The sequence below is a fragment of the Fulvivirga maritima genome (assembly GCF_021389955.1).
GTDB lineage: Bacteria > Bacteroidota > Bacteroidia > Cytophagales > Cyclobacteriaceae > Fulvivirga > Fulvivirga maritima.
This window is the reverse complement of the sequence record NZ_CP089980.1, coordinates 4,089,240-4,102,752: the sequence shown is the minus strand read 5'-3', so window position 1 is coordinate 4,102,752 and position 13,513 is coordinate 4,089,240. Positions and strand designations below refer to the sequence as shown.

Below are 13,513 nucleotides of genomic sequence, written 5' to 3'. Positions count from 1 at the left end.
CCATTACCCTTAACCCATTCTAAAGTTGACCAATCAACCCTTATCAAAACAGCTTCTCATACTCATGGCCGCAGGTACAGGTCTTGTAGTAGCCAATAACTATTACAACCAACCCCTATTGGGTGAGATGGCCCGCTCTTTTCATATTGCAGAATCTGAGGTGAGTCTTATTCCTATGCTCACCCAAATAGGTTATGCTGTGGGTTTGTTTCTGATAGTACCTTTGGGTGATAAGTTTGAAAGGAAAAACCTGATATTATCTGATTTTATTTTCATTATAGTAGCATTATTGGCTGCAGCTTTAGCTCCTACCGTACATGTATTGATGATAGCCAGCTTCTTTATAGGGCTAAGCTCGGTACTCCCTCAACTATTTGTGCCAATGGCTGCACAGCTGGCATCAGATGAGAAGCGCGGTGCTGCCATCGGCTCTGTAATGACGGGTATGTTCATAGGAATTTTAGGCTCTCGCACAGTAAGTGGCTTCATTGGAGCACACCTGGGCTGGAGGTCGATGTATTTTATAGCAGCAGGTATTATGGTATTATTATGGATGCTCCTCAAAATTAAGCTACCCAAACTTACGCCTGATTTTAAAGGCAACTACGGTCAATTGCTGAAGTCTATCATAGATCAATTTAAAACCAGACCGCGCTTAAGACTAGCAGCATTAAGAGGAGCATTAGACTTCGCTAGCTTCAGCATTTTCTGGACTACATTAGTATTCTTACTAGAAAGTGAGCCCTTTAATATGGGAAGTGAGGCTTGGATTTGCAACAAAAAACTGGACAATAAGTTAAGCACATTTTGAATAGTTATGGTTATTAAATTGTTCAGGCGTCTTATATCCTAAGTGCGAATGTTTTCTTTTTCTATTATACCATATTTCTATAAATTCGAACAGGTCATTCTTGGCCTGAAGAATACTATAGAAATTGGTATGTTTGACCAGTTCTGACTTCAGTATCTTAAAGAAGTTTTCTGCCACAGCATTATCCCAGCAATTACCTTTTCTACTCATGCTTTGTTGTATACCCTTACTTTTGAGGTGATCTGAAAAAGAATAGGTGGCATACTGCACTCCCCGGTCGGAATGAAATATTAATTGGTTTGTTATTGGCCTATTAATTAAAGCCATTCTCCAGGCTGGCCATATTGTATCATGGCACGCCATAGACCTACTCAATGACCATCCTATAATCTTTCGATCGTACAAATCCATAATGATGGTTAAATACATCCAACCTTGACCAGTGGGGATGTATGTAATATCAGAGACCCATTTATGCCCCGGAAGGTTTGCCTGAAAATCTCTGTTTAATAGGTTTTTAGCTACTGGATAGTTGTGTCTTGATTGGGTGGTAGTTCCTCTGAACTTTCTGCAAATAATACTTCTAATGCCCTGGTTACGCATGATCCTGGCCACTCTGGGGCGAGAGATACGCCAACCCAGGTCTCGTAACTCCTCGGTGATCTTCGGGCTACCATACCTTCCTCTGCTATTGCTGTGTATAGTCCTGATACATGCGGATACCTTTTCATTCTCCAACTTTCTCATTGATGGCCTTCTGTTGCTCCAATTATAGAAACCACTTCTACTGACTTTAAGTACTTTACACATCCTCTCAACACCAAATCTGTGGTTGTATTCCTTTATGAACCGGAATATTTGTTGTCTCCCTTGGAGAAGATGCTTACTGCCTTTTTTAAAATATCCCTTTCTAGTTGGGCTTCACGCAGTTCTCGTTTTAAACGGGCTATCTCCTTTTGTTCTGAGGTTAAATTCTGATTACCATGACCTGAAAAACTACCTTCTTTGTACTCATTGTATTCACGTTTCCATCGGGTAACCAGCTCAGTCCTTAAACCAAGCTCATCAGCTACTTCTCTTGTACTTTTTCCTGACAGGCACAGGTTCACTGCCATCTGTTTAAACTCCTTGTCAAACTCTCTTCTTGCTCTTTTCATATTTAGTAAATTTAACTCAAAAGCGCTTAACTTACTGTCCAATCAAATGTAGCAGGTCCAGCTGCCGGCTCTTTTGGTTTTGTAGGCATAGCTGGTGCGGTAGCTGCTTCCTATGTGGGGCGTTTGACTGATCATTTTAACAAAAACCACATTATTATAGTCTCTGTACTCATTATCATCATTTCCTGGGTAGTGCTTGGGCTTTCTCATGCCAGCATTATAGGCCTGATAATAGGAGCCCTTTTTCTTGATTTAGGCATTCAATCAGTACATATAGTGAATCAAACGATCATATTTGAAGGCAATCCTCCTGAAAGAAACCGTATCAACACCGTGTATATGGTGATGTACTTTGTAGGTGGCGCCACAGGCACACTCATAGGCGGCCTCGCCTGGACTCATTTTCAATGGATGGGTGTGAGTATTGCTGGAGGAGGCTTCGGCCTTTTGGTATTATTGGCTCATTTAGGTTTGAGGAGAAGGGGAAATAATTGATCTCATCAAAACATCCAGCGTTTGACTAAACATTATTATTATCAAACAACTCTCTTAATTTATTCATTTTAAAATGTTCCCCTTTATAGAGCTGCCTTTTCCTATTGATTATAATCATCGATACAATTAACATAGCAAAAGCAAGCCCAACAAAAGCACTAATTGTTTTAATAGTATTTATCCGACTACTATCAATTCTGGCCTGCTTCACTTTACTCTGATAGATATAAACTTCTTTGTCCAATAACCCTATTAATGACTCATAATCTAAATCATCTAATACTTGTTTTTTTAATTCAGATTGAGTTCTTCTTAAATCATGTATCTTAAAAATATCACTCGCAGGAACAGTCATGTGATCTTTGACTATTGCTTTTTGAGAATTCTCTATTAAATCTAAAGTTTCCGTTAGGGGCTCATAGAGTTTATTTTTATCAACCTTAGCAATGACCTCATTTAAAACCTTAATAGCTCTATCATGTTTCTTCAATCTTTGATAGAATTCCCCTTCAATATTATATCTCAATATTAAAGTGTTAAAATCTTCTACTTCTTCTTTAGACAAACTTTTTGCTTGATTCAACCATTTTTCAGCTTCTTTCATCTGATCTAAATACATATAAGCCTCTACCAAGTTGTAATAAATATCAGCTTTGCTCGCATCATCAGGATTAAAAGAAAGAGCCATATTATAATGGTCAATCGCATTTTTAAAATTCTGATCACCAAAACTAATATATCCCAAAGTATTATATAAATAAGCCAGACTTTCAAAGTCTTTAGAATCTGCTGCTTTTTGCAATTCAATTGACTCATTTAAATACTTATATGCTTCAGAAAAAGCTGAAAGATTAGAGTAGCAAAAAGAGATATTAGAGTAAGCTATGGATAAAAATTTTAAATCTTTATGATTATCATAAATTTCAGCAGCCCTTTCGAAATAGGAAATAGCCTTTTTATACCCCTCAATATCTAAAAATATTAGCCCAATATTATTAATATCATCTGCAGCCCTAACCTCATCTCCATTTTCCTTGAATAACTCAATGGCTTTCAAGAAATACCTAACCGATTGAACATAATCCTTTTCATCTCTTTCAATTAGCCCCAAACTATGTAATGCTTTAGCCTCATATAAAGTATTTTTGGATTCAATTGCCAAATTCATCATACTTTGAACATAGCCTTTAGATTTTTCAGAATCTATATATCTACTTTTTTTATACAAATTATAGTATACCTCAAGTTTTCCATCACTATTAAGATCATTATTCAGCAATCGTTCTAAAGAACTAATATCTTCAGGCATACTATCAGGAAGCACTTCCTCATTTGTAGAACAAGCACTAAAACAAATGAATATTATTAAGCAACAAGCAATTGCTTTTAAGGGTATAATGAAATTGGGCATTAGGTTTAGGTCTTTTAATTGATTAACTAAATTCAACAATACTAGGAATAAATGACAATTAAACTTTCATAAATCTTACATGAGATACTTTTATAGAATAATTAAGGTTTAATTATCATCTATCTCGAGATATTAATCAATCTCGATCAGCTTCTCTGCCTCCTCCAACAGTTTCCGCAGACTCATTATCATTACGTTTTATTTCTTCATACGGGTCAGCACATGAGCTAACAGCCAATAAAAAGAACGATAAAACAGCCAAAACAATAGTTTTATTAATTTTCATAATATGTTAAATCTTCATTTGATCTTTAAGATTCAATAATATACACAAATGCATTAAAATTTCCGATTTCACCTTTCTATGTTTATGATAGGTATTAGACTCACTTCAAATATTTCCTCGGTAATTAGATTGAATTCATTTCAACCGTATCTCTCCCCACTAAAAACTCACATAAGTTACCTCACCACAAAGTTTTTAGTCTATTAAACTCATCCCTCATGGTTTTTAGTGATTTTCATAATTCACCTTTTATAAGTACATCCGCCGAATACCGGCTTTGTACTTTTGTCATTGACTTAAAAGAGAAGATTTATGTTAATGAAGCGAGGGTGGTATAATTTCATTTTAACTGGAGTGGCAATCTCATATCTATGTTCCTGCGGTAATACTTCAGAATTCGCTAACACCTCGGAGCTAGAGTATTTTGGCCTGTTAGACTCTATATTCAATAGAATGGAAAAGCTATCTGTAACTGAACCATCAGAAAACATCCACTTCCATATTAATAATGTCAAAGCTACGGCAGATATTCATCAGGACTCAACTTTTACGCTCATTACCATCAGTTGGTTGAAAGGCAATGAGGCAATGAAAGAATATTACTTAGAAAAAGATCATCGATTACTTTTTGCCAAAGAAAAAATAAAGCAAGAGGCCATAAGTGAAAATGATGACAATAGCTGGACTGGAAAATACTATTTCGATGACGGAGTAATGATGAATTTCTATACTAGAGGAACAGGAAAATCAGAAAAGGAAGATTGGGATCCTGAAAGCATTGTTAACACTTACCATAATAGAAAAAAAGCTATTGAAGAGGTTTATAAAATACCTTATTAGCAGTTGAAAACTCAATGAATTGAACTACAAAAGATGAGTGACCTAAAAGAAAAATTCAACTTACTGGTAAAAGAAAGTATTTCCCCTTTTCTAAAATCTGCTGGTTTTAAAAAAGCAGGCCTCAATTATTACCTACACCTTAACGATTTGGTGATGGTAATCAACTTGCAAAAAAGTCATGGTAATAGCTTTGAAGAATTGAAGTTCTACGTCAACTTTGGCATACACTCCTCCTCTATTGATGAAGTTTTAGGGCTCCCCACTAACCATAAACCGAAAGAACATGAATGCTATTATCATAATCGCATTCATCCTATGGCTACAGATTCTTTCCTCATTACTTCAGCTACTTCAATCAATTTACTCTTTGAAGAACTTATTTCTACACTAAAAACCGCTCTAACCAAATCAGAATCCATAAAGTCAACCACTGATTTGGCAGATCTCATGATAGAGAACAACGGTCTATATAAGCGCAAGGAACTTTGTCTGTACCTGCTACTTTCGTCAAATGATGAAAGGTTAAAAACTTATGTACAGCTGCTCCATGAGAAGTTTAAAGAAGACCAAAGGTGGGCTAAAATTGAAAATAGCACTAATGAAATGTTAGCCGCCCATAAACGCAACTACAAAATGAAGGATATTATAAAATGATAGATAGGGAGAATTACGATAAGCTACTTAAAATGACTTTCGAAAAACCAGGAAGTGTTTTTTTATCTAATGAGATAGGTAACTTCAAAGACCCGGATGATGAGTTTTTGGAAATCGGTATACAGCAGAGTCAGTTTAAAGAAGCCAAGCGATTCGTTAATTTCTTCCGTGCGGCTGATGTGGATGGTTGCGGCACATACTTTAAACATAACCCGGAAACCATAAAGGAAATTTATGAGCAAGACAGCAACATCAAACCCTCAGAAATGTCTCCTAAATACTGGTCTATGATGCTCTTCTCAGAAGCAACTGACTGGGAGCTGGCTGAGGAATTGATTAATCAGTCTTATGAAATGGTTTTCACCAAACTTCCCAAAAAAGAGCAAACCAGACTGAACAATCCGCATTATCTGCCTAACACTTTTTGGCAATTTCATGAGTTCTGCTTATCAATGAGCAAAAAGTATGAATCATTATTCTACAATTACAAAATAGACCCGACACTTAGCTTTGGAGGCAGGCGATTAGCCCAATTCGAAGAGAATCAGCTATTAATTGATGGAATATTATACCCGCCTGGCGAGTGGGCTTCTATGGTAACTCAGAAAATAGAGTATATGAAAAAATGAACTATTAAAATGGAAAGGAATTGACAAGATTCAGCTCTGTAGATTTTCAAGTGACAACGAGCTGACCTCCTTTAATGATTATCGTTTAATACTCTTCTTATTTTATTGAGCTTATGATGATCTCTTTTATACATCATGTGTTTTCTATTTAAGGCAATAGAAAGTCCTATCAGCAATAATATCAAGACACCTACCCAAGTACCAAGTTGGTTTACAAATGCCTGTTGTTCTTCTGCCTTTTTCTCCCTCTTCTCTTCTTTAGCAAAATCCTCAATTTCCTTTTCCAGCAAAAGATTAAGCTGTTGGCGGCACTCCTCCTCCACCCTTTGATAAGCTTCTACGCTGAGCCTTAGACTATCGGGAACAATCGCTAATTGCGACTTTGATAGTAGTTCCATGCTATTACTTACGTCTTTATTAGCACAGACCTTAGTTGCATAATGAATGGCCTCATTGAAAATTTTAATAGCCTTATCATGTTTCCCCTGTAACTGGTAGAATTCACCTTCGATATTGTAATGTTTAAGAATAATCTCTTCGGGCAATGTCAAAGAATCTTGTAAATACTTCCCCTTATTAAGCCATTTTCTTGCTTCAAGAAAACTTCCCAAATTTTGTAATGAATTTGCGATGTTAAAATAAAACATAACTTTTGTTTGGCTAGAAATACCTTTCAAATTCAACCCATTCTTATAATAATAAACCGCTTTATCGTAGTCATTTTCAAAATAACCAACATTTCCGGCTGTTAGATATAAAATTGAAACTTTCTCTCTATCATCAGGATTTACCTTTAATTGAAGTTCAATACTCTTTCTTATAAATTTATTTGCATCTTCATAGCGTATCAATTTACTGAGACATATTGATAAATTCCTATATGATTCAACAAGATACTCATTATCTCCATTCATCTTATAGATTAGAGCTGCCTGCTTAAAATAATCGAAAGCTTTTTCATAAGATTGCAATTCCATATATATAACTGCAATATTATTTAAAGCATCCGCTTCTCTTAACTCATCTTTCAGGTCTCTAAATATAGAAACCGACTTCAAGAAAAAAAGACATCGCATTTACAGAATCATGAAGTTTCAAATAGATGTAGCCCCTGAAATAAATAGCCTTCCCAAAAGATAACTTATCATCTACATTCTTTGAGAGCACTTCCACTTGATCTAGATAATAATGAGCCAAATCTGTATTTTCATCATAATATTTTCTAGCCAACTTATAATACACCTGAAGTTTGGTTTCATCATCCAAACTGGTTTGCAGAAGGCACTTTAACTCAGTGGTATCATCGGGAAGATCTAATGAGGGCTTTGCTAGTAAAGAGCCTGAAAATAACATTATTAGAAACACTATTGTACAGATACATTTATCCATACAAAGGGATAGTCTGACCATTAAATTTTTTATTTAAAAAATTTCTAAGCCATTAAATTACAGACATAGATCCTTTATTAAAAAAGTATTGCATCATTTTATTTCCTAATAAAATACTTAATCGAAGTTTTAAAATCGGTATAATGAATATATTTTTCATTTTCCATCCAAAAAACCATTTCAGATTCATTGGCTGATAGTCCTCTAGGCACGTATGGTCTCACATTATCCTTTGTTGAGTTTTTAGTGATACTTTCTGTTGACCAGGATTTACCGAAATCATCTGTCTCCCATCTTTCTATTTCAAAAATGCCATTGATCTCTCTTGAAAGATATACCACCTGTGCATTATCCGGATGCAAGCTCATACCTCCAAAATAATGAGGCTCATATTCCTTCTTGCCTTCAGGTGTTTGAGGAAACCACTTACCTGAATCACATATTTTATAGCTCTGCCACGTCCCTTTACGATAGGTAGCATACCAATATTCATGATTATTTTCTGAAGGGCTCTTGGTATATAAAATCACCGGCTGATCATTTTTATCTGAAGCTATATCAGCTATCCAGGCCCTACCTTCTTTTTCATTGGATCTAAATACTAAATCAGCATCATGTGGCTCAAAAGGTAGTTTTGTTGTGTCTCTTATTTTCTCTCCATTAGCTTTAAAGAAAGCACCACTTTCATAATAGGCATAGTAAACAGAGTTAGTAGGCTCATCTCGAGGATGACCATCTGTAAACACCACATGAATCTTAGAAATACCATTGGAGCCATATTTAACATAGGGTCTATTATTAATATCAAAAGGGTAATTGGTAATAAATACCTTGCTCTGAGACCAGGTTTCACCATGATCATCAGACCACATCATATTAGGCTTAAAGCCTGTCCAGCGACCAAAGCAGTATATTCTGTCGTTCTCAGCTGTCAGGCGAAAAGGGTTAGCGTAGGTCATAGTCTCTCTGGGAAATTTCTCTAACTCCGCTTTGCTTATAGGGTGTATAAACTGTGGTTTACTATAATTCGATTGATTTTTATAATCTTCTAAAACATTGATAAACAAATCCTTTCTACTATGTCTGGTATACATAGCAAGTATGTCACCTTCGCCCGTGGGCACAAAAGCAGGGTTATCATGATCATCGCTCTCAAGAAGATAATAGAGCTCACTAGGATCATTTTCCAGTGTTTTATAGTTAAACTTAGTGGCTTCAATAGTGCCATTAGATTTAACCCAACCCGTAAATATGTAATCTCCCACTTTAATGGCTCTGGGATCTGAAAACCAACACCAGGTACCGTCATTAGTTAAATATCCCTTATTTTCCTGAGCAGATACTTTAACATTATTTATTAGTAAAAGAAAACAAATGAAGAGACTTAGCTTCAATTTAATATTCTGTAACATCATGAGTAATAGCTTTAATCTAACAGAAAATTACAGGATTAGATCTTATACAAAAAGTATATGTAGAAATAAAAGCGTAGTATTTACAATTATTCAATATTAAATGACCATAATCATTTCATTTTTCTGGGACTAGCACATCTGTAGGCCTACCTTTGCAGGCTTTAATTTGGATATTTACAATGAAAAGAACTACTGCTCAGCTTGCGTTAGCTATAGTTTTCCTCTTACAGTCGGCATTTTTGGCCGCTATCATATTTGAGAAAACAAATGTGCCGTTGGTGCTGAGCCTTTTGGTGGTCATCTCCGTGCTTACCGTAGTAGCCTGGAGAAAGATACCACACCACAGTCATGATCATTTATGGGAAGACTCCTGGCTTATTGCCTTTGTGGCAATTGGTGCAGTTTTCACTTTCTTTTTAAGCTCAGGCCTGCATATTAGCTCAGTAACCTCAGTGGGCATTACTGGTGTAGCGGCCTCATTCATTCCAAAATTCACAAAAGACAATCACCTTACCCAGCAGATACCTGCGGCTATCTACTGCGGAGCCTTTGTGGGCATGACCAGCCCGGGTATTGCTCATGGTTATAAATTTATATTGTTGGCTGCCGTTACCGCCGGAATATTGCTTATTTTATCAAAAAACGTGTTTCACGGTTATGGCGGCAAACTAGGAACTGTAGCCTTTGGTGGTGTGGTGCTGGTAGCTATGCTTATAGAATATTTCCTTAAATGAACTATATCATTATAACTATCACCGGTGTAGCTGGCGTGCTACTGACTTTTTTTGTTAGTCATGACTTGAAACAAGGCCCTATTCGAGCTTCAGCTGGACTTTCTTTACTAGTTGCGCTCACTTTTGAATACATTCCTTTATTTCAACATATTCCACTTTCAGAATCAATACCTTATGTGTTTATCGGTGGATCTTTCATAGGAATGGTGTCATCAGAAGTAATTCATAGTTACACCTTTTTAACCGTTTCAGGTATTATATTTTCAGTACTATACCTTAACGCCAGCCATTATTTCAATGGCTATGGCGGAGCACTGGGAACTACCGCCTGCATCTCTTTACTAGTATCTATCAGTCTATGGATTTATAGCAATAAAATCAGACACTGGTTTAAAGACAAAAGAGGTTAATACTCAGCCAAAGCCATTCAATATTTAAATGGATATTCTCATTAAATTTATAAACTCAAACGTAATCTGCTTCGTTAGCGTATAGCAGGCTCATACAGTAGAACCTATAAAACCAACTCATATGAAATCAATAATAATAACCTTATTTTTAACCATTTTCTCTTTCAATAGTGCATCAATTTATGATTTTAGCATAGATGCTCTTGACAGTGATGAAACCATTCACATCTCTGATTTTAAAGGCAAAAAAATATTATTTGTGAATGTGGCTTCTAAATGTGGTTTTACACCGCAGTACAAAGACCTGCAAGCTCTTTATGACATGCATAAAGATAATTTGGTGATTTTAGGACTGCCTTGTGATCAGTTTGCAGGACAAGAGCTTAATGAAGAATCACTTATCAAGGAGTTTTGCACTAATAATTATCAGGTAACTTTCCCTATGACCACAGTGATAGATGTAAAGGGAAAAAATCAGCATCCTATCTACCAGTGGCTTACGCAAAAAGAAAAAAATGGATTAGATGATTTTAAAGTATCCTGGAATTTCAACAAGTTTTTAGTTGACGAAAATGGCAAACTCATTGCTCATTTCGGCTCCAAAGTAAATCCGCTTGACGAAGAAATAACAAAACATTTGAAATAAACTGCCTTTTATAAAAGAGAGAAATAAGGTTAAGACTGTTCAAAATGTCTTAACCTTATTTTTTATCAAGCCATAGCCGGGTCGGAAATACTATTTTTACCCAATTCCAATCTGCCAGCAAAATGCATCTCGCCAGCCGAATGCTTTATCTTAAAATCATACCAGCCCTGTGTTTTAGAAATATCAATAATTACTTCATCCCTCGCATCGGCTTTTAACGAAAGTGAATGAGCATTTTTCTCATACACCTCTTCAATTATTTCTACTTTACCACTTTCAACACCCTCGATCACCACTTTAATTTGATCTTTATAAGTCCTTCCTTCTTTTACAGGCTCACTAGTAATTATAGGTAAAGCAGCTCCCTTTTTCCCTTTCAAATCTCTGAAATAACCATTAGGCCCATATACCTGCAAATGATATGAATCGCCTTCAAAATCACTCAAAGGCCATTGATATTCTATTTTATCGCCGGACTTTACGGCAAACGCCCAGGTTTTCACAGGCTCAAACTGATGAGTATCTTCATTTTTATAATTGCCAGGTGCATAAACATTAAAAGGAGCTCCTAATGAATCATCACCAAAAATACCTTTAGCGGCTTCGAAAGAGATGTTTAAATGCTTACCATCTTCAGAGATACTCGCTACTGTATGAAGATCATATTTCAGTGCATTAGAAGGCTTAGTTCCAGATTCCTGAACTGGCAACTTACCTGATTTCTGACCTTCTTTAGACACTATTCTGGCATCAGACTCTGATAGCGGAGTGACTATACCGGGATCAGCTTTAAATTTGGCATTGTATATTTCTTTGGTAAACTCCTTCTGATTAACCCACTCCGGAAGCGTGATTTTCTCTCCATTGTAGGGCCTGAAGACAGAGGTAAGATCACCACTCACTGCTCTTCTCCAGCTACTTATATTGGGTTCTGATATATTTTTTCCTGTTTTCTTAGAAAGAAACTTCTCTAAAAACTGAATGGTAGATGTTATATCACAAACTTCAGAATTTACCCATCCGCCACGGCTCCAAGGTGAAGCTACTACTAACGGCACTCTAAAGCCTAAACCAACCGGACTAGTACGTGCTTCTTTATCAGAAAAGCCTTCTTTTTTCTCCTGTTCTTTAGTTACAAACTCCCCTTCTACATCTAACCCTTGTGACACTTTTCCACTTTTGGCATTAGCAGGATTAGGAGCTACAAATGGCGGCACATGATCAAAATAACCGTCATTCTCATCATAATTTAATATGAAAATGGTCTTTTTCCATACTTCAGGGTTCTTCGTGAGAATATCTAATACCTCAGAAACATACCAGGCACCATACCAGGGAGCGCTCGGATGATCAGAAAACTTCTGAGGCGCCACTACCCAAGACACTGTAGGCAATTTGCCATTATTCACATCACTTCTAAACTGATGTAGAATATCACCTTTCGGAATATGCGTTTCTCTTTGCTCACCTCCATCATTATAATTCATGGCCTCTACCCTATGATAATCCGGGTCTGCTATATTGGTAGTGAAAGCTTTGCTATGTAGATTCTTTCTCTCAGAGGATAATTGATTGAATTTCTCAGGATTCCAATTATTGATATAATCTTTGATTTCTGTAAGTTCAACCTGTTTCTTTGAAGCCTCTTCATTCTTTCCTGCGGCTTTTAATGACTCTAACGCCTCCTTTAACTCCTTTTCTTTTCGCTGCAACCACTCATAGTGGCCTACACTAAACCTTACGCCATACTGCTCAAACCACTCCAGGTTATTATCAGTAAAATTGGCCAATAGCGAGCTATCCTCCACATTAGTAGGTAGGCTTACTTCATTTTGATATACACGCCATGAGATGTCCGCCTCTTCTAATCGCTCAGGAAAAGTCTTCCAATTCACTTCATTATCATAACCCATTTCTCCATTTCTCACCTTCGCCTTATCGTGCGGGCCGTTGTGGGTTTTGCCTGTCCAGAAATAGTTTCTATTGGTAGTGGTACCCGTAAGAGAAGCACAAAAATGCTGATCACAAACAGTAAAAGCATCGGCCAGGGCATAGTAAAAAGGAATATCTTCTCGGCTATAATACCCCATAGTCATAGGAAAATCTTTAAACTGCTTATTGCCGGGGCGTTTCGCTTCTATCCAACCATCATATTTACCTTCATTGCGCGCGTCCACCTGATCTTCCCAGGAGTGAGGAACACCTCCCATCCAAGTAATTTTAGTATTCTTTATATCCAGACGAAAGGGAGCAAAACGATTTCCATTATTATCTGGCTGCAGCCAAACAGGGAACTTACCAGGCAGATTAATAGCGCGAGGATCATTAAAGCCTCTCACTCCTTTTAAAGTACCGAAACAATGATCAAAAGATCGGTTTTCCTGCATGAGCATTACTACATGCTCTGCATCATAAAAGGTGGTTCCAGGATCTGGTGCTATGGCCATGGCCTTATGTATTGAACCTGGTAGAACGTGCCAGGCTCCTGCTCCACCGGTAAGTAAAGCTACTTTTTTGAGAAAATCTCTTCTTGAATCGCTCATTAAATTAAATACAAATATTAGGTATAGATGAAAAGAAAAAGGCGGTCTCAGGCTCTTATGAATTCACAAAACCTAAGACCACCTAAAAGTAAG

Annotated in this window: 16 protein-coding genes; 8 read left to right on the top strand and 8 right to left on the bottom strand. The window is 36.6% G+C overall.

From position 1 onward, the window contains the following. Positions 1–64: 64 nt before the first annotated feature. Positions 65–811, top strand: a complete 747-nt coding sequence (locus LVD15_RS17410) for an MFS transporter (protein ID WP_233776496.1) — start codon at positions 65–67, stop codon at positions 809–811. On the opposite strand, the gene LVD15_RS17405 is transcribed toward LVD15_RS17410, so the two are convergent. Together LVD15_RS17405 and LVD15_RS17400 are read right to left on the bottom strand one after the other, a co-directional pair. Next, positions 797–1,657: an IS3 family transposase gene (locus tag LVD15_RS17405; RefSeq protein ID WP_233780927.1), complete on the bottom strand. Its 861-nt coding sequence runs from the start codon at positions 1,655–1,657 to the stop codon at positions 797–799. The genes LVD15_RS17410 and LVD15_RS17405 overlap by 15 nt on opposite strands. Then, a complete protein-coding gene (locus tag LVD15_RS17400; protein ID WP_233776495.1) occupies positions 1,654–1,968 on the bottom strand; it encodes a transposase in 315 nt (104 codons plus the stop codon). The genes LVD15_RS17405 and LVD15_RS17400 overlap by 4 nt, the downstream gene beginning before the upstream one ends. Positions 1,969–2,055: 87 nt before the next feature. Here LVD15_RS17400 and LVD15_RS17395 point away from each other — a divergent pair, with 87 nt between their 5' ends. Then, positions 2,056–2,463, top strand: coding sequence for an MFS transporter (locus LVD15_RS17395; protein ID WP_370687426.1), 408 nt, complete (start codon positions 2,056–2,058; stop codon positions 2,461–2,463). 25 nt (positions 2,464–2,488) lie between these two features. Here LVD15_RS17395 and LVD15_RS17390 read toward each other — a convergent pair whose 3' ends face one another. Then, complete coding sequence (locus tag LVD15_RS17390) at positions 2,489–3,874, bottom strand: tetratricopeptide repeat protein (RefSeq protein ID WP_233776493.1); 1,386 nt, start codon at positions 3,872–3,874, stop codon at positions 2,489–2,491. Between the two features lie 136 nt (positions 3,875–4,010). Continuing rightward, a complete protein-coding gene (locus LVD15_RS17385) occupies positions 4,011–4,160 on the bottom strand; it encodes a hypothetical protein (protein ID WP_233776492.1) in 150 nt (49 codons plus the stop codon). 312 nt (positions 4,161–4,472) lie between these two features. Here LVD15_RS17385 and LVD15_RS17380 point away from each other — a divergent pair, with 312 nt between their 5' ends. The 3 genes from LVD15_RS17380 to LVD15_RS17370 are packed head-to-tail and all read left to right on the top strand — an operon-like array spanning position 4,473 to position 6,283. Beyond that, positions 4,473–5,000: a hypothetical protein gene (locus LVD15_RS17380; protein WP_233776491.1), complete on the top strand. Its 528-nt coding sequence runs from the start codon at positions 4,473–4,475 to the stop codon at positions 4,998–5,000. Between the two features lie 33 nt (positions 5,001–5,033). After that, complete coding sequence (locus LVD15_RS17375; RefSeq protein ID WP_233776490.1) at positions 5,034–5,654, top strand: DUF4304 domain-containing protein; 621 nt, start codon at positions 5,034–5,036, stop codon at positions 5,652–5,654. Further along, positions 5,651–6,283, top strand: coding sequence for an MmcQ/YjbR family DNA-binding protein (locus LVD15_RS17370; RefSeq protein WP_233776489.1), 633 nt, complete (start codon positions 5,651–5,653; stop codon positions 6,281–6,283). Before LVD15_RS17375 ends, LVD15_RS17370 begins: the two co-directional genes overlap by 4 nt. 71 nt (positions 6,284–6,354) lie before the next feature. Here the strand turns inward: LVD15_RS17370 and LVD15_RS17365 are convergent, their stop codons facing one another. From LVD15_RS17365 to LVD15_RS17355, 3 genes are all read right to left on the bottom strand, one after another. Then, positions 6,355–7,341, bottom strand: a complete 987-nt coding sequence (locus LVD15_RS17365) for a tetratricopeptide repeat protein (RefSeq protein ID WP_233776488.1) — start codon at positions 7,339–7,341, stop codon at positions 6,355–6,357. After that, positions 7,319–7,636 (bottom strand): hypothetical protein, encoded by a 318-nt coding sequence (locus tag LVD15_RS17360; protein WP_233776487.1) that lies wholly within the window; start codon positions 7,634–7,636, stop codon positions 7,319–7,321. The genes LVD15_RS17365 and LVD15_RS17360 overlap by 23 nt, the downstream gene beginning before the upstream one ends. Before the next feature lie 134 nt (positions 7,637–7,770). Then, positions 7,771–9,087 (bottom strand): BNR-4 repeat-containing protein, encoded by a 1,317-nt coding sequence (locus LVD15_RS17355; RefSeq protein ID WP_233776486.1) that lies wholly within the window; start codon positions 9,085–9,087, stop codon positions 7,771–7,773. Between the two features lie 179 nt (positions 9,088–9,266). Here LVD15_RS17355 and LVD15_RS17350 point away from each other — a divergent pair, with 179 nt between their 5' ends. The 3 genes from LVD15_RS17350 (at position 9,267) to LVD15_RS17340 (ending at position 10,877) form a co-directional block, all read left to right on the top strand. Then, complete coding sequence (locus tag LVD15_RS17350; RefSeq protein ID WP_233776485.1) at positions 9,267–9,821, top strand: hypothetical protein; 555 nt, start codon at positions 9,267–9,269, stop codon at positions 9,819–9,821. After that, positions 9,818–10,231 (top strand): hypothetical protein, encoded by a 414-nt coding sequence (locus tag LVD15_RS17345; RefSeq protein WP_233776484.1) that lies wholly within the window; start codon positions 9,818–9,820, stop codon positions 10,229–10,231. The genes LVD15_RS17350 and LVD15_RS17345 overlap by 4 nt, the downstream gene beginning before the upstream one ends. Positions 10,232–10,352: 121 nt before the next feature. Next, a complete protein-coding gene (locus LVD15_RS17340; protein WP_233776483.1) occupies positions 10,353–10,877 on the top strand; it encodes a glutathione peroxidase in 525 nt (174 codons plus the stop codon). A 65-nt stretch (positions 10,878–10,942) separates the two neighbouring features. On the opposite strand, the gene LVD15_RS17335 is transcribed toward LVD15_RS17340, so the two are convergent. Continuing rightward, on the bottom strand, positions 10,943–13,420 hold the full coding sequence (locus LVD15_RS17335) for a phosphocholine-specific phospholipase C (RefSeq protein ID WP_233776482.1): 2,478 nt from the start codon (positions 13,418–13,420) through the stop codon (positions 10,943–10,945). Positions 13,421–13,513 lie beyond the last annotated feature (93 nt).

What these genes read in the sequence shown, in the direction of transcription:
- LVD15_RS17410 (WP_233776496.1), top strand. Translation starts at nt 65, where the DNA reads ATGGCCGCAGGTACAGGTCTTGTAGTAGCCAATAACTATTACAACCAA.
- LVD15_RS17400 (WP_233776495.1), bottom strand. Translation starts at nt 1,968, where the DNA reads ATGAAAAGAGCAAGAAGAGAGTTTGACAAGGAGTTTAAACAGATGGCA.
- LVD15_RS17390 (WP_233776493.1), bottom strand. Translation starts at nt 3,874, where the DNA reads ATGCCCAATTTCATTATACCCTTAAAAGCAATTGCTTGTTGCTTAATA.
- LVD15_RS17385 (WP_233776492.1), bottom strand. Translation starts at nt 4,160, where the DNA reads ATGAAAATTAATAAAACTATTGTTTTGGCTGTTTTATCGTTCTTTTTA.
- LVD15_RS17380 (WP_233776491.1), top strand. Translation starts at nt 4,473, where the DNA reads ATGTTAATGAAGCGAGGGTGGTATAATTTCATTTTAACTGGAGTGGCA.
- LVD15_RS17375 (WP_233776490.1), top strand. Translation starts at nt 5,034, where the DNA reads ATGAGTGACCTAAAAGAAAAATTCAACTTACTGGTAAAAGAAAGTATT.
- LVD15_RS17370 (WP_233776489.1), top strand. Translation starts at nt 5,651, where the DNA reads ATGATAGATAGGGAGAATTACGATAAGCTACTTAAAATGACTTTCGAA.
- LVD15_RS17360 (WP_233776487.1), bottom strand. Translation starts at nt 7,636, where the DNA reads ATGTTATTTTCAGGCTCTTTACTAGCAAAGCCCTCATTAGATCTTCCC.
- LVD15_RS17355 (WP_233776486.1), bottom strand. Translation starts at nt 9,087, where the DNA reads ATGATGTTACAGAATATTAAATTGAAGCTAAGTCTCTTCATTTGTTTT.
- LVD15_RS17350 (WP_233776485.1), top strand. Translation starts at nt 9,267, where the DNA reads ATGAAAAGAACTACTGCTCAGCTTGCGTTAGCTATAGTTTTCCTCTTA.
- LVD15_RS17345 (WP_233776484.1), top strand. Translation starts at nt 9,818, where the DNA reads ATGAACTATATCATTATAACTATCACCGGTGTAGCTGGCGTGCTACTG.
- LVD15_RS17340 (WP_233776483.1), top strand. Translation starts at nt 10,353, where the DNA reads ATGAAATCAATAATAATAACCTTATTTTTAACCATTTTCTCTTTCAAT.
- LVD15_RS17335 (WP_233776482.1), bottom strand. Translation starts at nt 13,420, where the DNA reads ATGAGCGATTCAAGAAGAGATTTTCTCAAAAAAGTAGCTTTACTTACC.